This window comes from Corynebacterium sp. HFH0082, assembly GCF_000411235.1.
GTDB lineage: Bacteria > Actinomycetota > Actinomycetes > Mycobacteriales > Mycobacteriaceae > Corynebacterium > Corynebacterium jeikeium_D.
On record NZ_KE150404.1, the window covers coordinates 1,430,901 to 1,450,753 of the forward strand.

Genomic DNA, 19,853 nt, shown 5'->3' on the forward strand with positions numbered 1-19,853 from the left:
AAATGACTGCAGCTAACCCGAACCTGCATGCCGCTGTTGCTGAGGACCCGATTCTGGGGCTGAGTGCTTTTGAGCTCGCACAGAAGATTCACGCTCGTGAGCTGACCTCGGTAGAGGTCACCCAGGCGTTCCTCGACCGTATCGCGGCAATTGATGAGGACATTCACGCATTCCTGCACGTCGGTGCCGAAGAGGCCCTGGCTGCAGCTCGCAAGGTCGATGAGTCGCTGGATGCTGGCGAGGAGCCAGCCTCCGCGCTGGCCGGTGTTCCGCTGGCACTGAAGGATGTCTTCACTACCACCGATGCGCCGACCACCTGCGCTTCCAAGATGCTCGAGGGCTACATGAGCCCTTACGACGCAACGGTTACTGCCAAGTTGCGTGCAGCTGGCATCCCAATCCTGGGTAAGACCAACATGGATGAGTTCGCGATGGGCTCGTCGACTGAGAACTCCGCTTACGGCCCGACTCACAACCCGTGGGATGTTGAGCGCACCGCAGGCGGTTCCGGTGGTGGCTCTTCCGCGGCGCTGGCCTCCGGTATGGCTCCGCTGGCTATCGGTACTGACACCGGTGGCTCGATTCGTCAGCCAGCAGCTCTGACCGCAACGGTCGGTGTGAAGCCGACCTATGGCACGGTATCCCGCTACGGCCTGGTCGCTTGTGCCTCCTCGTTGGACCAGGGTGGCCCGACCGCGCGTACCGTTCTGGACACCGCGCTGTTGCACGAAATCATTGCTGGCCACGACGAGAACGACTCGACTTCCACGGAGCAGCCGATTGCCGATGTGGTTGCTGCTGCCAAGGAAGGTGCTACCGGTGACCTCACGGGGGTTAAGGTCGGCATCGTCAAGCAGTTTGACCGCACCGAGGGGTACCAGGCCGGTGTACTGGACAGCTTCCACGAGGCCGTCGACAAGCTTAAGGAAGCTGGCGCGGAGGTTGTCGAGGTCGATTGCCCGAACTTCGACCATGCACTGAGCGCGTACTACCTGATTCTGCCGTGTGAGGTCAGCTCCAACCTGGCTCGTTTCGACGGCATGCGTTACGGCCAGCGTGTTGGTGATGACGGTACGCACTCCGCCGATGAGGTCATGGCTATGACCCGTGCCGCTGGTTTCGGCGATGAGGTTAAGCGACGCATCATCATCGGTACCTACGCGCTATCGGTCGGCTACTACGACGCCTACTACATCCAGGCACAGCGTGTCCGTACCTTGATTCAGCAGGACTTCGAGCGGGCCTTCGAACAGGTGGATGTCCTGATCTCGCCGACCACTCCGACCACTGCGTTCAAGCTGGGCGAGAAGGTTGACGACCCGCTGAGCATGTACATGTTCGACCTGTGTACTCTGCCGCTCAACCTGGCTGGCATGTGTGGCATGTCCGTGCCGTCGGGCCTGGCTGAAGACACCGGCCTGCCGGTGGGCCTGCAGATTATGGCTCCGCGCCACGGTGATGATCGTCTGTACAAGGTCGGCGCGGCCTACGAAAAGGTTCGTGGCCCGATTGCATAAAAGCGCTCAATAAGCGTTAGTCGGTTTTCTTCAACCGTCGTTTTCTCACCGAAGTGGGAGAGCGGCGGTTGTTGTCGTGCCGGGGGAAATTTCATACATGCGCAGGAACGCAAACATGAAGAGAGTCAGAATTAAAAACCCGCCACGGTTTATGCCGTGGATTTATGGGCTGGTCATTGTCATAGCCATTGCCATCAGTCTGGTCGCTGCGGTGGTTTTCGGCTCGGCGGATATCACCTGGTCCACCACGACACAGGTCATTTCGCATCACCTTTTCGGCACTGAGCTCGATGAGTCTGTGCCCGCCAGTTCGGACACCATCATCTGGAAACTCCGCGCTCCCCGGGGAATTCTCGCAGCGATTGTAGGGGCGGGGCTAGCTGTCTCCGGTGTGGCTATGCAAACATTGGTCCGTAACCCGTTGGCAGACCCGTATCTGCTAGGTATTTCCGCGGGTGCCGGCGCCGGTGCGACCGCGGTGATCATCTTTGGTGCTTTCTCCGGTAGCCCCATCGCGCCGCTGACATTCGGCGCACTCCTCGGTGCAGTCATGGCCACCCTCGCAGTCGGCGCCTTCGCCACGGCCGGGGGAGGACTAGCCCCGCTGCGTTTGGTGCTCTCTGGCGTTGTGCTCTCCGCTGCGTTTTCCGCGCTGAGTAGCTTCATGGTCTTCGCTGGGCCAGACCCGAGGGCCGCGCAGTCCGTGATGTTTTGGATGCTGGGCTCGGTTGCCGGTGCGACATGGATGAAGACACTCTTCCCGCTCATCGTCCTCATCGCAGTACTGTTGTTTTTCCTGTTCAAAGCGCGTCATCTCGATGCGCTGGCAACTGGTGAGAGCACCGCAGCGGCCGTAGGTATTGACGTTTCTCAGCTACGCACGCAGGTATTTGTGCTCCAGGCTGTCCTCGTCGGCACGCTCGTGGCGGTATCGGGCGGTATCGGGTTTGTCGGCCTGGTGATTCCGCACTTGACCCGCATCTTGGTAGGTGCCACGCACCGCGTTGTCCTACCGGTTGCTGCACTCATGGGTGGGCTGTTTCTCATCTGGGTGGACATCATCGCGCGCGTAGTGGGCGGAAGCCAGGAAATGCCGCTGGGCGTGGTCACGGGACTGGTTGGCGCACCGCTCTTCCTCTACCTCATGAGCCGCTCGCACTACAGCTACGGAGGTGCCGAATAAATGAGCGCCCCACAAAAATCTGTCCTCTCCGCGAAAGATGTGCGCTGTGACATCGCCGGACGCACCATCGTCAGCGGAGTCAACCTCAGCTTCGGCGCGGAGCCCATGACCGCCATCATCGGTGTTAACGGCGCGGGCAAATCCACGTTGCTGCGTGCGCTCGGCGGAATTACGAAACCAGCCGAGGGCGAAGTCGAGATTAACGGCACATCGATGAGTTCAATCAGCTCGAAGCACCGCGCCCGCAATCTCGCTTTCGTCGCACAAAACGAGATCCCACCCGCCGAAATGCGCGTGCGCGACTTTGTCTCCCTCGGTCGGTTGCCCTACCAGCGCCTTTTGGGTGGCAACACTGCCGAGGACAACTCCCACGTCGACCGTGCGCTGGCGCTCGTAGGTCTGGAAACAGTCGCGCAACGCCTGTGTGGGCAGCTCTCAGGCGGGCAACGTCGTCGCGTATGTTTGGCGCGCGCCATCGCCCAGGACTCGCCGATTATGCTTCTCGACGAGCCCACCAACCACCTCGACGTGCGCCATCAACAATCCGTCCTCCGGCTGGCCCGCTCCAGCGGAGCGTGTGTCATTGCCGCCATCCACGACTTGGACCTGGTGATGAACCACTTCGACCGCGTCATCGTGGTCGCGAACGGCGGTATCGCGGCCGACGGCATCCCCGTAGACGTGCTGACCCGCGACTTCGTCGCCAAAATCTTTCAGGTTGAATCCTGTCAGCTCAATTCCCCCTCTGGCCGCCGTCATCTCGCAATCGATAGCGAGCTGAATGCTGCCACCATCAACTAGGAGTACTCCCTTGAATAACGCACATGCTTTCCGACGTCCCCTGCGTGCCTCAGCAGCTGGTATCGCAGTGGCTGCACTGCTATTCGGAGCCGCCGCCTGTGGCTCTGATGAGGGAACGCAGGCTTCGTCGTCAGGCCTTACCCTCACCAACTGCGGTGAAGAAGTCAGCTACCCGGGTGTAGCTAGAAAGCTGCTCATCAACGACGGTAATATCGCCTCGCTGGCGCTAGCTGTGGGGGCCGCGGATGAGATCACTGCAGTGAGCTCTATGGCCTCGCACCTGCCGGTGTTGACCGCAGCTTACGGCGATGAAATTGCGCAGAAGCCAGAAGTTGCGAAGGAATACCCGAATCTGGAGCAGGTTATTGCGGCCGAGCCGGATCTGATGCTGGCGGGCTGGGGCTATGGATTTAGCGAGGATAAGGGTATTACCCCGGAATCGCTTTCCGAGCACGGTATCGGTGCCTACACCCTGACGGAATCTTGCCGCACTGGTGACGCAGGCTCGGCGGGCAAGGAAGGCAGTGGCGACCCGGGGCACACTCGTGGTCTGGTGGACCCGTGGGAAGCTGTCAAAATCGATTTGAAGAACATCGCTACTTTGACCGGCCACGACGGTGAGGGCGACAAGGTTATTGCAGATATTGATAACCGTCTGCAAGCCCTGGATGCCGCGCCGAAGGGCGACAAGAAGCCGGTGGGCTTCCTCTTTGACTCTGCCGGCGACGCACTGTTTACCTCGGGTTCCTTTGGCGCACCGCAGGGCATCCTGGAAAAGGCCGGCGCGACGAATGCAGCCGAGTCTATTAAGGACACCTGGACCACGATGTCCTGGGAACATGTCGCGGAAACGGAACCCGACTTCATTGCGCTGGTGGACTACCCAGGTCAGACCTTCGAAGAGAAGATCAAGGTTTTGCGCACGAATCCGGCAACGAAGGATCTAGAGGCGGTCAAGGAAAATCGCTTTATTAACCTGCCGATTGCATTGTGGACGGAGTCTCCGCTGAATATCGATGCCGCCGAGTACGTGCGCAAGGCACTCGAAGAATATGGTCTTCTGCCGGCGTCGGAGGTGACGACGAAGATGGAGCTGCCATCCGAGCTGCCGGGGCAAGAGTACCTGCAGAAGTAGTTTTGACCAAGGCTGTCAAGCACGATCTGACTAACGCGACTAAGGTGGGCATCATGCGAATTGCGACCCTTACCTCCGGTGGAGATTGTCCCGGTCTGAATGCCGTTATCCGTGCAATTGTCCGTACCAGCTCGAGTGAGTACGGCTCAACCGTTGTCGGCTTTGAGGACGGTTGGATTGGTCTTATGGAAGACCGTAGGGTTCAGCTTTACGACGACGAGCGGATTGACCGCATGCTGCTGCGTGGCGGCACGATGCTGGGCACCGGCCGTGTGCACCCGGACATTCTCATGTCCAACCTCGACCGCATCAAGGAGAATCTCTCTGATGCGGGCATCGATGCCCTGATTCCAATCGGTGGCGAAGGCACGCTGAAGGCCGGCAAGTGGCTTTCGGACAATGGGGTGCCGGTCGTCGGTGTTCCGAAGACCATTGATAATGATGTCAACGGTACGGACTACACCTTCGGTTTCGACACAGCTGTGGCCGTTGCCACCGACGCGGTTGACCGTCTGCACACCACCGCAGAGTCCCACCAGCGCGTCATGATCGTTGAGGTCATGGGGCGACACGTGGGCTGGATCGCTTTGCATGCGGGTATGGCCGGCGGTGCTCACCACATTGTCATTCCGGAAAAGCCGTTCGACATCAACGAGATTGTGAAGTCGATGGAGCGCCGTTTCCAGATGGGTGAGAAGTACGGCATTATCGTTGTCGCTGAGGGCGCCACCCCGAAGCCGGGCACCATGGACTACGAAGAGGGCGGTGTCGACCAGTTCGGCCACCAAACCTTCAACGGTATTGGTCAGGTTATTGGTGCGGAGATTAAGAAGCGCACCGGCTACGACGTTCGCACCACGGTGCTGGGCCACATTCAGCGTGGCGGTACGCCGACTGCGTACGACCGCGTGCTGGCTACCCGTTACGGTATCCATGCGACCCGTGCGGTCCACGAGGGAGATTTCGGCAAGATTGTCGCTCTCCACGGCGAGGACATTCAGCGTATCGACATCGATGATGCGGTCTCTGAACTGAAGGTTGTACCTGAGGGGCGTTACCGCGCAGCTGCTGCGCTGTTTGGTTAAACGCGTCGGTTAAGCACGTGTTGCTAAACATTTAGGAACATCTTCATAACAAAATAGGCGTACTGCCCGGGTTGGTGTGTCAATCACCAGTCCGGGCAGTATGTTTTATAAGGTTCCAGTTTTTTGAAAAATAGAAACATATTTAGGATTTTCTCGCTATGTGGAAAAGAGCCACAACAATTGCAATGGCCTTTGTCGGCCTAACTGTCGGTGCCGGATTTGCCTCCGGCCAGGAAATGATGCAGTACTTCGTGGCATTTGGCACTAACGGACTGTGGGGCGTGGTACTTGCCTCCGTCGTGATGATTGCCAGTGGTCTGGCAGTACTGTCAATTGCCAGCTATTTGCAGGCTGACGAGCACTCCGAGGTCTTCGACGTAATCACCCGCAATTGGGTTTCGAAGATTCTGGATATCGCCGTGATGATCACGCTGTTCTGTACCGGCTTTGTCATGTTCGCCGGTGCCGGTGCGAACCTGAATCAGCAATTCGGACTTGAGGTGTGGATCGGCGCCGTCATCATGGTGGCACTGACTTTGGGTGTAGGCATGCTGGATGCCGACAAGGTCAGCCGCGTGATTGGCATGATCACTCCATTCATTATCGTGTTCCTGCTTGGGGCCGGTATCTACACTTTGTTCACCACCGATACCTCGATGTCGGAGGCCGCGCAGTACACCACTGAACTGTCGACATCGCTGCCACACTGGTCTATTTCTGCCCTGAACTATGTCGGTTTCTGTGTGATGGTGGCCGTTTCGATGTCAATCGTCATTGGCGGTAGCTACCTGAACCCGCGTGAAGCTGGTATCGGTGGTCTCATGGGCGGCACTATCTACGCAGGTCTGCTGACGCTGGTGACCTTTGCCCTCTTCTTCAAGGTCAAGGACGTTGGCCACGAAGATATGCCGACCCTGGCAATCGTCAATGAAATCCACCCAGTTCTGGGTACCGTGATGGCAATCATCATCTACGCCATGATTTTCAACACCGCCATCGGCATGTTTTACGCGCTGGGTCGCCGTCTCACGCGCAATACCCCGCACCGCTTCCGTTTGGTGTTTATCGTGACTGTACTGGTCGGTTTTGGATTGAGCTTCTTCGGTTTCAAGGCTCTGGTTGGCTCCATCTATCCGGCCCTTGGGTACGTCGGTATCGCTCTCATCGTTGTTCTGTGTGGTGCGTACCTGACTGGCCGTAACAAGCTGATGGAGGAGTCGAAGCGTCGCGGTCGTATCCGTAAGCTCGCACGCCGAAAGATGCACCCGAACAAGAAGTTCACCACCGCCGATCAGAAGAAGCTCGATCGCGCTTTGGCTAACTCCAACATTTCCAACGTCGACCTTCAGGAAAGCGTTCGCGATGACATCGTCGAGGAACTGGTCAGCGACGATAACGTGAACTTCACTGAGGATGACGCCGAGCGCATCGTAGAAAAGGATAATGAGCGCCTGGAGAAGCTGTCCGAAATTGAAGAAGCTTCCGAGGAAGATAATCCTCGCGAGACCGCGAAGGACTCCTTCCCAGGCGAGACCACAGCCACTGCGCCGAAGAAGCTGGCCGGACAGACTAAGAACGCATTCAAGCGCGTGGCTCACCCTAAGCCGAAGAAAGAAAACTAACTAGCGCGACTGGGCAGCTCGAAAATCTAGGCAGCTCGAAAATAGAAGGCATCGCACCGGTAGGGAAGGGCGATGCCTTCTTCATATGTGTGCCCCAAGTGTTCGTGGAGATACCAGTGCAAGTTCGCCTCCACCTTGGCGCGTGTGGCGGGCTTGGAACGAAGCCAGTAGGAACGTGTCCGTGCCAGCAACACGATGTCTTCGATAGTCAGTGTCTGCTCCCAGGCCAGGCGTACCTCATCGACTAACTCCAACTCTGGACCAACCTCGGGGTAGAAGCCGGGGCGCAACACGTCACCGGCGTGCATGATGCGGCTGAGCCGATGCACCCACGGTACGGAGACATCCAAGGTGTTCCACACCAACATAGCCACACCATCGGTGCGTAAAACCCGCGCAAATTCTCTACTTGCAGCTGCCGTGTCCACCCAGTGCCAGGTCTGTGCACATGTTGCTACATCGACGCTGTCGGAGACCAGTCTCGTGCGCTCCGCAGTACCTTCCAGGCATTCCGCCGCTGGCACATTGTGCATCAGGGCTTGCCGCATCGCGGTGGAGGGATCGAGTGCGAGCAGGGTGGCATCGCGGTAGACGTCGGCAAGCGAGGCGGTGAGCTTTCCAGTGCCGGCGCCGATATCGGCGACTACCTGTGGGCGCGGTGCAAGGCGGGTAAGCGCTTCGATGACGATTGGAGGATATCCGGGGCGCACGCGGTGGTAGCCCGAGGCGCCGTCGGCGCTTTCCTGCAGTTCGTCGTCGAAAGTAGCGCTTGCGCGGTGGCGGTCAGCGGCATCGCGGAACGTTGGCGTATCGCGTGCTGACGTCGGTGGAATCGGTGGGTGTTCGTTAACTCCGGGCACGACTTATACCCTAGGGCACGCACGCGGGGCCATCGCTAGTAGACTCTACAAACATGACCGCTGCATACGCTGATGACTTGATGGACTTTGATGAGGTCCTCGAACGTTTTGACCCGGTAATGGGCATGGAGGTTCACGTCGAGCTCTCGACGAATACCAAGATGTTCTCCTCCTCCTCGGCGCACTTTGGTGCCGAGCCGAATAGCAACGTCGATCCCTGCAGCCTCGGCCTGCCGGGCGCGCTGCCCGTGGTTAACCGTCAGGGCGTTGAGTGGGCTATCAAGATTGGCCTCGCGCTGAACTGCGAGATTGCTGAGTCCTCCCGCTTCGCGCGCAAGAATTACTTCTACCCGGACCAGCCGAAGAACTACCAGATTTCGCAGTACGACGAGCCAATCGCCTACGACGGATATCTTGACGTTCAGCTTGACGACGGCACGGAGTTCCGTGTCGAAATCGAGCGCGCTCACATGGAAGAAGACACCGGCAAGCTGACGCACTTGGGCGGTGCCGATGGTCGTATTCACGGCGCCACGCGTTCGCTGGTGGACTGCAACCGCGCAGGTATTCCGCTGATCGAGATTGTGACTAAGCCGATTCTCGGTGCAGGGGAGCGAGCCCCAGAGGTTGCTCGTGCGTACGTTTCTGCACTGCGTGACCTGGTGAAGTCCCTCGGTGTCTCCGATGCCCGCATGGACCAGGGCTCGATGCGTGTGGACTCCAACGTTTCCCTGCGCCCAATTGGCCAGGAGGAGTTCGGTACTCGTACCGAGACTAAGAACATCAACTCCCTGAAGTCGGTTGAACAGGCTGTTCGCTACGAGATGCAGCGCCAGGCTGCTGCGATTACCAATGGCGAGGAGATCGTTCAGGAAACCCGCCACTACCAGGAGACCGACGGTACGACTTCTAAGGGTCGCCCGAAGGAGTCGCAGTCGGACTACCGCTACTTCAACGACCCGGATTTGCCACCGGTTATCGCTCCGCGTGAGTGGGTGGAGGAAATCCGCGCAACTCTGCCGGAGCTGCCGTGGGTTCGCCGCGCTCGCATCCAGGAAGAGTGGGGTCTGAAGGACGAGGAAATGCGCGACCTGGTTAACGCCGGCGCACTCGACCTGATTGTCGACACCGTTGAGGCTGGTGCCGGCCCAGCTGAGGCTCGTTCCTGGTGGGTCGCTTACCTCGCTCAGAAGGCCAACGAGGCAGGAGTGGAGCTGGCTGAGCTCGCAATTACTCCGGCACAGGTCGCCCGCGTGATTGCTCTGATTGAAGAGGGCAAGCTTACCAACAAGCTGGCCCGTAAGGCCGTCGACGGCGTGCTCGCAGGCGAGGGCGATGTTGATGAGGTCGTTGCTGCCCGTGGCCTGGAGGTCGTTCGCGACGACGGTGCTATTGAGAAGGCCGTCGACGATGCACTGGCTGCTAATCCGGACATCGTGGAGAAGTACCGAGCTGGCAACAAGAAGGTTGTCGGTGCCATCGTGGGGCAGGTCATGAAGGCCACCCGTGGCAAGGCGGACCCGGCTCAGGTTAACCAGCTGATTGCGAAGAAGCTGAGCTAGCAACACCGAGCTAGCCTCCCTGAAAGCTAATCCGGGGAACCGCCGGCGGCACCATCGCTCGGCAGTCTGACGACGCGCTCGTCAGACTCCGACGGTTGTGCCCCAGCGGTTTTGTTTGTCGTGGCACCCCAAACTTCAATACCCTGATTCGCTGCGACAGCTGCTACATGCGAGATGTGGCCGAAGTCGCCGTCGACAAGCACCTCAGGGGAACCCTTGACTTCCCACGCCGCGTCGGGCCCACTGTACTGTGGCCCCACCGGCATGGAGATGACCTTCTGCGCGTCTGGGATAGCAATGACCACGCGGTCACCCATCACTGCGCATCCACCGATGGAATCGTTCAGGTCCACACCGCCGAGGGGGTTAATCACAGGGCCGGTGAGCTGAACCAGCTGTGGGGTGCCGTCGAGAATGGCGGTTGCCAACGGCGGCATTCCGTCAGGACCATGGCAGAACTGCTGAAACTCAATGCCGGGATCCCCCACGAGCAATTTGCGCGGGGACAGGGCGCCCGAATTTCGGTCAAAATAGATACCGAGAATGCCCGGCTCGCTGAGATCCGGAAGTTCGCGCACATCAGCGGTGCCGCCCTCCACGAGGGTGACGCGCGCGATGGTGTCGTCGTCACGCAAAACAAAGACCTGGCGGTCCTCTTCAACCGAGGGACTGGGCAGCAACTGTTTTGCAGGGGCGCCGAGCCGTGCGACCTCACGCGGTGTCTTACCCGGTGCGACAACGGTGAGCGCACCGTCATCGGTGGCGACGAGAGCCTCCCCAGGGGCCGTTGAGGCTAGCGCGGTGGTAAGCGGTAGGCAGGCGGCGAGAGTGACATCGTCGAGGTCACAGGGGCCTTTGTCTTTGGCTTTGCTTTCCGTGGTCGGTACCGGGGTAGAGGGCAAATCAGGGGAGGAAAACTTTGGCATGGCAATGCCCGTCGGCTCTGACTTGTCTTCCGTAAACGGCAACTCAAGCGCGTTCGAGGCACTCATGCAGCCGGAAAGAGAGACCATCCCGATGACACCAGCGGCGAGCGCAGCACGACGACGCCGCCCGCGAGCGCGAGCCTGTGCACTGCTGGTGTGGACGAGGTGGAATCCCATAGGCATACACAATACAGCCTCGTTTCACGGCCACGCCTGCGACCAAAAGTGAGGCAGTAGATTTAATGTGGACGATGTGAGCGACTCAGAGAAGTACCCGAACGACCGCGCCCTCGAGAATGTGGAGGACGGATTCGATGACGATCTCGACGTCCCGACCTACCGCAAGCTCGCTGAGCCAATGAACGAAGAAACCAACCGTGATGACAGCGACAACACCGCAACGCAGGTTTTTCCGGGTGTGCCGGAAAAGCGCGTAGCGGAGGAGTCGGAGGCAGACCAAGAAAACCTGACTCCGGAACCTACCGCTGCATCAGAGACAGTGGCAGAGACAGAGGTCGAGCCGAGCTCGGAACCGGAGCCTGAAGTTCAGGAAGCCCCGAAGAAGCGCTACGACGCCTACGCCGCTGCAGGCCGCACGGCACCTCAGGTGATTAGCCCTGCCGGTAAGCCTTCGCCGCGGGATGAGCAGGCTGAAACTGAGTCAGCGCCCGCGGCTGATAGAGAGTCGGAGGTGGCCCCGGAGTCGGAGGCAACCGAAATCTTTGAGCAGCCGGCTCGTAGTGAGCGCGTTGATTCAGACGAGGATTTCAGCCAGCCGACGCAAGCCTTCTCGGCTTCTGAAGCGGCAGGAGCGTCCGCAGCGGGAGCTACTGCAAATAAGTCGGAAGCACAGCCAGCATTCGACGATGAGGGGGAGCCGACCTATGACTCTTCACGCAATTCCGCAGCTGAGACTCAGTATTTCGATGAATCGGATTTCGCTGAACCGGCTGCGTCCCGCGATACCGCTGGTGCAGCTGGCGCAGCTGGTGTTGCAGGAGCAGGCGTAGGAGCCGCCGGGGCAACTGCTGCTACGACTACCGCCGCTGCTGGCGACGATGAAGACACGGACTTCTACGACGACAACGAACCGGAGTTCCGTCGCGGTACCACTGACTTCGGCCTCCTGCTGCTGCGTCTTGGATTGGGTGCGCTACTGCTGGTCCATGGTCTGGCAACGCTGCTCGGCTGGGGCAACTCCGGTGGCACCACTGCGCTGGAGACACAGTTTAGCCAGAACAACTTTGCCCTCGGCCCTGTAATGGCCACTGCCATCCCAACGGTTCAGCTTATCGCGGGTGCCCTGCTTATCTTGGGTCTCGCGACACCGCTGGCCGCGGCGTTGGCGCTGGCATTGTCCGCCTACCTCAGCATGTTTGATGTGGCTACCTCTGCCAATGGTGTGAATATCGTTGGCCAGGACTCCAGTAACCTCCAACTACAGCTGTTGATGACCGCCATGGCGCTTGGCTTGCAGTTCACCGGCCCGGGCCGTATCGGCATCGATTTCGGACGCGGCTGGGCTCGTCGACCACTGGCATCGTCGTGGATCTTCGGAATTCTGTCCATCGCCGCAGCAATTGGCCTGTGGTGGCTGACGACCGGCACGCTGCCGTTTGTTGGCTAAGGCGGCTCGCAGCTGCACAAACAGTCGAGCGACCTAAACTAGGTTCTCGGTTAGGGTCGGGGTACAATGCCCCCTATGCCAAAGTCGAGACACGCACTAAAGACCACCCTCGCGGTGGTCTTTTTCATGTCTTCGATAGGCGCTACAACGTCGATTCACTCACCTTCGACAGCCGCTGCCGGCGAGCACAATGAGGTTGCAGCCTCCGTCTCGTCGGCAAGCGTCTGGCCGACTCATGAGGTGAGTCTGCCGCGCATGAACCTCAACGCCGAAGGGTTGATCGAGACTGACCCGCGCACGCAAATGGCGGTGAGCTACGAGCCGGTGGGCGTGGGGTACAGCAGCCAGGCATCGCAACGCCCGCTGCCGGCGCTATCCCTGATTAAGTTGTATATCGGTCAGTATGTGCTCGAACACGGCACTGCCGACGATGCCGAGCGCGTCGAAAAGATGATTTCGCGTTCCGACGACGATTTGGCCGCCGACTTTTACCGGAAGTACCCGGAATCGGTCGATTCCATTGCGACCGAGTACGGTCTGTTCAACACTTCCGGCGGAGAAAAGTGGGGAGTATCGAGGACCACCGCGGAAGATGTGGTGTCTTTTATTTCCCAGCTTCGTCTGAAGCATCCTAATTCTGAGGTGCTCGAGGCGATGCGACACTGGTCGCCGATTGCTGCCGATGGCTATCGACAGAATTTTGGTCTTGCCGGGCTGCCCGGCTCTGAAGGCGCGAAAATGGGCTGGTCCAACCGGCGTTCGTGGCACTCTTCCGTTGTTTTTGGCCCCGGATATGTAATGGCGGCCATTACCGAGGGCGGCAAATATGCACACACCGAGGACGTCGCTGAGGGGATTGCCGACGTCGAGTACCGGGATTTGGTGAAGCCCACGCAGAAGACTGGGCGCAAAGCCACTCTAGAAACGCCAAAGGCCCGTGCGGTAAGCACAGGCCTTTAAGCGGGTTTGATCTAGCTAGTCGACAATGCGGACCGCGCCCTTATCCGCACTGGAGGCCATCTTGGCGTATGCGCGCAGCGCCTTGGAGACCTTGCGCGGACGCGGCTTGTGCGGAGTAAATGGCTTATCGCGCTTGAGCTCCTCATCGCGGCGAGCGGCCAGCTCCTCGTCGGACACCTGAATCTCAAGGCGTCGTTCAGCGACATCGATGTACACCGGGTCGCCGTTGCGGACGAGACCGATTGCGCCGCCGGCAGCGGCTTCCGGGGAAACGTGGCCGATAGACAGTCCGGAGGAACCGCCGGAGAAGCGACCATCGGTGACCAGCGCACAGACCTTACCCAGGCCAGCGCCCTTGATGAATGCAGTCGGGTGCAGCATCTCCTGCATGCCCGGGCCGCCGGAAGGACCCTCGTAGATGACAAAGAGAACTTCGCCCGGCTGCAAGGTTCGGTTCAAGATGACCGAGACAGCCTCTTCCTGGCTCTCTACGACGCGAGCGGTGCCCTCGAAGTGGAACTGATCCTCGCCGATACCGGCGGTCTTCAGGATAGCGCCGTCCTCGGCGATGTTGCCGCGCAGGACACACAGACCGCCTTCCTTTGTGTAGGCGTGGTCGAAGTCGCGGATGCAGCCATTTTCGGAGTCCGTATCCAGGCTCTCCCAACGGTTGGATGTGGAGAACGGCTCGGTGGTGCGCACGCCGCCAGGGGCTGCGTGGAACAGTTCAATCGCTTCGTCAGTGGCCTTGCCGCCGCGGATATCCCAGTTGTCCAGGTGCTCCTCCAGAGATGGGGAGTGAACGGAGCGGACATTCATTTGCAGTAGGCCCGCGCGGCGCAGTTCGCCGAGGATGGCTGGAATACCACCGGCGCGGTGGACGTCCTCCATGTAGTAGTCCGAGTTCGGTGCCACCTTGGACAGACAAGGCACGCGGCGCGAAATCGCGTCGATGTCAGAGAGGTCGAAGTCGATCTCGCCCTCCTGGGCGGCAGCGAGAATATGCAGCACCGTGTTGGTGGAACCGCCCATGGCAACGTCGAGCGTCATTGCGTTGACAAAGGCGTCGCGGTTGGCGATGTTGCGCGGCAGCACGGACTCGTCACCATCGTGGTAGTAGCTCTTCGCCAGATCCACAATCAGTTCACCGGCGCGGGTGAACAAATCGCGACGCGCCTGCTGAGTTGCCAGGGTAGAACCGTTACCCGGCAGGGATAGGCCGAGGGCCTCGGTCAGGCAGTTCATCGAGTTTGCAGTGAACATGCCCGAGCACGATCCGCAGGTCGGGCATGCCGAGCGCTCGATGTCGAGCAGGTTCTTGTCATCGACCTTGTCGTTCGCGGATGCAGAAATAGCCGAGACGAGGTCAGAGCCGGGCTTGACGACGCCATCGATAACAACCGAAGATCCCGATTCCATCGGCCCACCGGAAACGAAGACCACCGGGATGTTCAGACGCAGAGCCGCATTGAGCATGCCAGGCGTGATCTTGTCACAGTTGGAAATACAGACCAATGCGTCAGCGGTGTGAGCGTTGACCATGTACTCCACAGAGTCAGCAATAATCTCACGGGACGGCAGCGAGTAGAGCATGCCGTCGTGACCCATCGCAATTCCGTCATCGACAGCAATGGTGTTGAACTCACGGGGGACGCCACCGGCTGCGGTTACAGCTTCTGCGACGATGTCGCCAACGTCCTTCAGGTGCACGTGACCCGGAACGAACTGAGTGTAAGAGTTGGCAATTGCGATAATCGGCTTGCCGAAGTCGTTATCGGTCATGCCAGTTGCGCGCCATAGCGAACGCGCACCTGCAGCATTACGGCCGGCAGTGGTGACTTTAGAGCGAAGGGGAATCATGGGGGCTGCCCTTCCTAGATAGGGTGCAAGGTAATGAATTATCCATATTAATCACAAAAAGCCCCTAATGTCTCATTTCGTGGTCACTAGTGTCCGCATAATGAGATTTAGGGGCTTTGTGGACTGCTTATATGTTACTCGGCAGAGGCGTCACCTTTAGCCTTGGCACCTTTGGCTTTAGCACCTTTAGCCTTGGCATCAGCCTCAACCTCACTGACTTTCTTCATTACGGAGTAGCCATCGCGGTCGAAAACCTCGACCTTGTCATTTTCCGCCATACGAGCCGAAGCGATCGGATCTGGAATCAGACCGCCAGTGGCTTCCTTCAACTCCGGCAGCGAATTAAAAGAGATGGCCGGCAGGGCGATGCGCTCATCTGACTTGGTTACCGCAAAGGCGCGGCCGCCCTTGTTGAAGAAAATGCCCGCAAAATCGCTCCAGGGCACCGAACGGCGCTTGGACAATAGGTACACCGCAGTGATGCCGCGTGGCCCTACGGTGGTGCGTACTCGGAAAATCCAAAGCGTATAAATCAACGGTGCCAGGAAGGTAATGGCCAGCCACGGGGCAAAACCGGTGGCAATTACACACAGCACGAGCATGAACGCAACGATGAACAGATGCGTCTTCTGTGGGCGAAATCGCTGCGTCGCAATTTTTAGCTGTGGAGTCGAGTCAGTCATGGCCTTTGATTGTAGCGGGTAGTTCGGATTGGTTAATGCGCGGTAGGCAGTTGCGCGTTATTGCGCCCCGGCCGAGTTTGGTTCTGCGTTGTTAGTGGAGTCTGTCGACTGTGATCCGCCAGTGTTCTCGTTGTCGGTGTTGCTCTGAGTAGAGTCAGGCTCGGTGGAGGTGGCGGTCGAAGGTGCGCGGTTCTGCGTGCTCTGAGGCTGCTGTGAAGTCTCGGACGGCTGATTCTGTGATGTCTGAGTCTGCTGTGAAGTCTCGGTGGGCTGCACACTCTGTGTGGTACTAGTCGGCTGGTTCGATGATTGCGGAGCTGACGACTCTTCCGAGTCCTCTTCCTGTGTCGTTACCCGATCGCTCCACCTGCTCGGTGCCAGCCATCCGGACGGACCATCCTCAGTCTCGACCGTCAGCAGATTCAAAACGCCGAGGACAATTAGGGTTGCCAAGAGCATGATTGTCGAAACGCGAGCACGTCCACCGGCAGAGAGGAATCGCCGGATCTTCTGGCGCGTCGTGAGCGTCTTCCAGTCAGGGTGGCTAACCAGCTTGCGGATGGCATTGTTGCTTCCGCTGTCCTCCTGCTCACGTCGAGCATCATCGAGGTTGGCACCCGCATGCGGTAGGTCGGATCGCTCGTTCCCGTCTTGCTTATCGACGGTCTGAGTTTCCATCAGTTTGGTTTCTGCGGTATCCGGCTGGGCAGTAGTGTCCGCTACCGCTTCGACAACTTCGGTTGGAGCGCTGTCACCGTCGTCAAGCTGTTGTTTTTTCTCTTGCTTAGCATCGGCCTGCCTGAGCTGTTCGATCATCGTGTCATCGCGGACATGACCGGTGATTTCTTCGGCGGGAGCAAACGGGGTCTGTTGGGCGCGCTCGCCGTAGTCATCCCACCAAGTGTCGATGACTGCGGCGCGGATGGCGCGCTCGATGAGCCATTGGTCGCCCGGTTTGCAGTCGACAATCAAGCGCATAGTGACGGTCCACGGCAGGCCCATAACCGTCGGCGGATTGAGCTCCGTGGAGGACTGCAGCTTGATCTCGGAGAGAACTGCATCCTTGACGGCGTCCAGTGTGATGGCGCGCTTGGCGGCGGCGACAGTGCGCTCTTCCAGGTCTTTAATGGAGCCACCGGCGGTCATCGGTACGGGAACTTCAACGACAGCACGGGACCACTGTGAGGAGTAGTTGATACACATGCGTGCCTCGGAGTTCGGCACGATGATTTCCTCGCCGTTTAGGGTTCGGATGGTGGTGGCGCGCAATGTCATATTGACCACGTCACCCTGCACGGTGCCCGAAGGGGCATGGAACTCAACCCAGTCGCCAATGCCGTACTGCTTCTCGGCGATGATGAACAGTCCGCCAAGGAAGTCGGCGATGACTCCCTGTGCGCCAAAACCAACAGCGGCGGAAACAACCGTCGCGGGGATAGCGGCGGCGGTCAGTGAGATTCCGAATTTCGACAGAATCGCGATGATTAAGACGAAGTATGCAACGACTTCGACGATGTAAACCACAGCGCCAATCAGTGCGCGCCGTCCCTTGGACTGCTCCTCTGAAGAGGAGATGTTTCCGTCCGCAATTGCCAGAACGAAACGTCGGATACGGGGAACAAGAATTAGCAGAATGGCCAGACCTGCGATGGCAAGGCCGTTATTGGCCACCCATTGCCATGTCCGTAACAACATGTATTGCAAGAATTCCATGCCATCCACCGTAGGTCGTTCGCCTTAATATGCGCTGAGTTTAAAGGTAAAGAATTATGCATAAAGACGAGCTTTGGACTTGGGGCTTGCGGGGCTCGGGCGTGTAGGGCTCGGGTGTGCAGGCTTGGGTGTGCAGGCTTGGGTGTCCCCGGGGTCGTGGTCGGGGAGTTTCTGGGTAGAGTGATTCCCAAAGTTGGGGTGGGGTTCTCGTTGGAATCGGGTGGGTGTCCGGGGTGTGATGCGGGTGGAGTGTCCAATTGGCGGGATTGACTTCTCACTATGTGGACGTTAGGGTTGTAGCCAACGCCACATTCGTAGCTTCTTTGCGTGAATGTGTGTTGAGTAGTTGCCCACCATGATCCAGGAGCGAAATCGTGAACGCGCACGAGCAGCACACCCCATCGCCCGCCCAATTCGCGGCTAAGGCGCGCACCAGCGCCCCCGAGCGAATTTCTGGTGCACAAGCCATTGTCCGATCCCTTGAAGAGCTTGGTGTCGAGGTAGCCTTCGGTATTCCCGGTGGTGCAGTGCTTCCGCTCTACGATCCGATTTATGACTCGGAAAAGCTCCGCCACGTCCTCGTGCGTCACGAGCAGGGAGCTGGCCACGCTGCCACTGGTTACGCGCAGGTTTCCGGCAAGGTTGGTGTCTGTATCGCGACTTCCGGCCCGGGTGCTACTAACCTGGTGACCCCACTCGCGGATGCTCAGATGGACTCCGTTCCGGTTGTCGCTATCACCGGTCAGGTCGGTCGCCCGCTGCTGGGGACTGACGCTTTCCAGGAGGCTGACATCCGCGGTGTGACCATGCCGATCACTAAGCACAACTTCATGGTCACCGAAGCTGAGGACATCCCGCGCGCGCTCGCTGAGGCATTCCACCTGGCTTCTTCTGGCCGTCCAGGTCCGGTTCTGGTCGATGTCCCGAAGGACCTCCAGAATACGATGATCGACTTCACCTGGCCGCCGGAGATTGATCTGCCGGGCTACCGTCCTGTGACGACTCCGCACCAGCGCCAGATTGACGAAGCCGCGGAGATGATTGCTGCAGCCAAGCGTCCGGTGCTCTACATCGGTGGTGGTGTCATTAAGGCTGATGCTTCCAAGGAGCTGGTCGAGTTCGCCGAGCAGACTGGGGTTCCAGTCGTGACCACGCTGATGGCTCGCGGCGCATTCCCGGACTCGCACCCGCTGCACATGGGTATGCCGGGTATGCACGGCAAGGTGTCCGCCGTCGCTGCTCTGCAGAAGTCCGACCTGCTCATCACTATCGGCGCGCGTTTCGACGACCGTGTTACCGGTGATCTGAATTCCTTCGCGCCGAACGCGAAGGTAATCCACGCCGACATTGACCCGGCAGAGATTGGCAAGCTCCGCGAAGTTGATGTTCCCATCGTCGGCGATGCCCGCGAGGTCCTTGCCGCACTTAGCGAGTCCTACATCAAGCTCGGTCTTAGTCGCCCGCAGATTGCCGACTGGCTGAAGCTTCTCGACGGTCTCCGCGACGAGTTCCCCCTCGGGTGGGAAGAGCCCGCTGATGGTGCAATCGCTCCGCAGTTTGTAATTCAGACTCTGTCCGACATCGTTGGCCCAGATGCCATCTATGCCGCTGGCGTCGGCCAGCACCAGATGTGGGCAGCGCAGTTCGTCCAGTACGAGAACCCGCGCACCTGGCTTAACTCAGGTGGTGCCGGCACGATGGGGTACTCGATTCCGGCTGCGATGGGCGCCAAGGCGGCTGCTCCAGAAAAGGAAGTCTGGGCCATTGACGGTGACGGTTGCTTCCAGATGACCAATCAGGAGCTGACCACCTGTGCAATGGAAGGTTTCCCCATCAAGGTTGCCTTGATCAACAACGGTAACTTGGGCATGGTTCGTCAGTGGCAGACGCTGTTCTACGATCAGCGCTACTCCAACACCAAGCTGCGCCCGGAGGACAACTCCTACCTGCCGGACTTTGTCCAGCTCTCCGAGGGACTTGGCTGCGTGGCGATTCGCGTGACTAAGAAGGAAGATGTCGCGGCCGCAATTAAGAAGGCACGCGAGATTAATGACCGACCGGTGGTTATTGACTTCATTGTCGGTGAGGATGCTCAGGTGTGGCCGATGGTGGCAGCTGGCAAGTCCAATGATGAGGTCGAATACGCCCGCGGTCTGCGCCCGCTGTTCAACGATGAGAACTCAGCGGCCGAGACCCCGGCTGACATCCACGGCACTGTTGTGGACAACGCCGAGGACGCCGCGAAGCAGCCCGACGCTAACCACCCGTCCATGAAGACCCGCTAATCGGGATCCGAAGCAACAGGAAGTGAGTCCCAAA

Annotated in this window: 15 protein-coding genes; 10 read left to right on the forward strand and 5 right to left on the reverse strand. The window is 59.1% G+C overall.

Going from position 1 to position 19,853, the window contains the following annotated elements:
* Positions 1 to 2: 2 nt before the first annotated feature.
* The 6 genes from gatA (at position 3) to HMPREF1206_RS06175 (ending at position 7,343) form a co-directional block, all read left to right on the forward strand.
* On the forward strand, positions 3 to 1,517 hold the full coding sequence (gene gatA, locus HMPREF1206_RS06150; protein WP_016422480.1) for an Asp-tRNA(Asn)/Glu-tRNA(Gln) amidotransferase subunit GatA: 1,515 nt from the start codon (positions 3 to 5) through the stop codon (positions 1,515 to 1,517).
* A 115-nt stretch (positions 1,518 to 1,632) separates the two neighbouring features.
* The gene (locus HMPREF1206_RS06155) at positions 1,633 to 2,700 is read left to right on the forward strand and encodes an iron ABC transporter permease (RefSeq protein WP_016422481.1); all 1,068 of its coding nucleotides are present in this window, start codon (positions 1,633 to 1,635) and stop codon (positions 2,698 to 2,700) included.
* Complete coding sequence (locus tag HMPREF1206_RS06160) at positions 2,701 to 3,501, forward strand: ABC transporter ATP-binding protein (protein ID WP_016422482.1); 801 nt, start codon at positions 2,701 to 2,703, stop codon at positions 3,499 to 3,501. It abuts the gene before it with no gap.
* Positions 3,502 to 3,511: 10 nt separating this feature from the next.
* On the forward strand, positions 3,512 to 4,636 hold the full coding sequence (locus HMPREF1206_RS06165; RefSeq protein WP_016422483.1) for an ABC transporter substrate-binding protein: 1,125 nt from the start codon (positions 3,512 to 3,514) through the stop codon (positions 4,634 to 4,636).
* A gap of 53 nt (positions 4,637 to 4,689) precedes the next feature.
* A complete protein-coding gene (locus HMPREF1206_RS06170; protein ID WP_042389253.1) occupies positions 4,690 to 5,721 on the forward strand; it encodes an ATP-dependent 6-phosphofructokinase in 1,032 nt (343 codons plus the stop codon).
* Positions 5,722 to 5,879: 158 nt separating this feature from the next.
* Positions 5,880 to 7,343, forward strand: a complete 1,464-nt coding sequence (locus tag HMPREF1206_RS06175) for a hypothetical protein (RefSeq protein ID WP_016422485.1) — start codon at positions 5,880 to 5,882, stop codon at positions 7,341 to 7,343.
* Between the two features lie 26 nt (positions 7,344 to 7,369).
* Here the strand turns inward: HMPREF1206_RS06175 and HMPREF1206_RS06180 are convergent, their stop codons facing one another.
* Complete coding sequence (locus HMPREF1206_RS06180; protein WP_016422486.1) at positions 7,370 to 8,203, reverse strand: class I SAM-dependent methyltransferase; 834 nt, start codon at positions 8,201 to 8,203, stop codon at positions 7,370 to 7,372.
* Between the two features lie 53 nt (positions 8,204 to 8,256).
* Between HMPREF1206_RS06180 and gatB the strand changes: the two genes are divergently transcribed.
* Positions 8,257 to 9,765 carry an Asp-tRNA(Asn)/Glu-tRNA(Gln) amidotransferase subunit GatB gene (gene gatB / locus HMPREF1206_RS06185; RefSeq protein ID WP_016422487.1) on the forward strand — a complete coding sequence of 503 codons (1,509 nt, stop codon included), beginning with the start codon at positions 8,257 to 8,259 and terminating at the stop codon, positions 9,763 to 9,765.
* Between the two features lie 26 nt (positions 9,766 to 9,791).
* Here gatB and HMPREF1206_RS06190 read toward each other — a convergent pair whose 3' ends face one another.
* Positions 9,792 to 10,868, reverse strand: a complete 1,077-nt coding sequence (locus HMPREF1206_RS06190) for a glucose dehydrogenase (protein ID WP_231367186.1) — start codon at positions 10,866 to 10,868, stop codon at positions 9,792 to 9,794.
* Between the two features lie 76 nt (positions 10,869 to 10,944).
* On the opposite strand from HMPREF1206_RS06190, the gene HMPREF1206_RS06195 reads away from it, so the two are divergent.
* Positions 10,945 to 12,318, forward strand: a complete 1,374-nt coding sequence (locus HMPREF1206_RS06195) for a DoxX family membrane protein (protein WP_231367187.1) — start codon at positions 10,945 to 10,947, stop codon at positions 12,316 to 12,318.
* Between the two features lie 75 nt (positions 12,319 to 12,393).
* A complete protein-coding gene (locus tag HMPREF1206_RS06200) occupies positions 12,394 to 13,278 on the forward strand; it encodes a hypothetical protein (protein ID WP_147580939.1) in 885 nt (294 codons plus the stop codon).
* Positions 13,279 to 13,293: 15 nt separating this feature from the next.
* On the opposite strand, the gene ilvD is transcribed toward HMPREF1206_RS06200, so the two are convergent.
* The 3 genes from ilvD to HMPREF1206_RS06215 all read right to left on the reverse strand — a co-directional run bounded on the left by ilvD (position 13,294) and on the right by HMPREF1206_RS06215 (position 17,534).
* Entirely contained in the window at positions 13,294 to 15,138 is a 1,845-nt protein-coding gene (gene ilvD, locus HMPREF1206_RS06205; protein WP_016422491.1) for a dihydroxy-acid dehydratase, read from the reverse strand.
* A gap of 134 nt (positions 15,139 to 15,272) precedes the next feature.
* The gene (locus HMPREF1206_RS06210) at positions 15,273 to 15,821 is read right to left on the reverse strand and encodes a PH domain-containing protein (protein ID WP_016422492.1); all 549 of its coding nucleotides are present in this window, start codon (positions 15,819 to 15,821) and stop codon (positions 15,273 to 15,275) included.
* A 57-nt stretch (positions 15,822 to 15,878) separates the two neighbouring features.
* A complete protein-coding gene (locus HMPREF1206_RS06215) occupies positions 15,879 to 17,534 on the reverse strand; it encodes a mechanosensitive ion channel family protein (RefSeq protein ID WP_016422493.1) in 1,656 nt (551 codons plus the stop codon).
* 374 nt (positions 17,535 to 17,908) lie between these two features.
* Here HMPREF1206_RS06215 and HMPREF1206_RS06220 point away from each other — a divergent pair, with 374 nt between their 5' ends.
* Positions 17,909 to 19,819: an acetolactate synthase large subunit gene (locus tag HMPREF1206_RS06220; protein WP_016422494.1), complete on the forward strand. Its 1,911-nt coding sequence runs from the start codon at positions 17,909 to 17,911 to the stop codon at positions 19,817 to 19,819.
* Positions 19,820 to 19,853 lie beyond the last annotated feature (34 nt).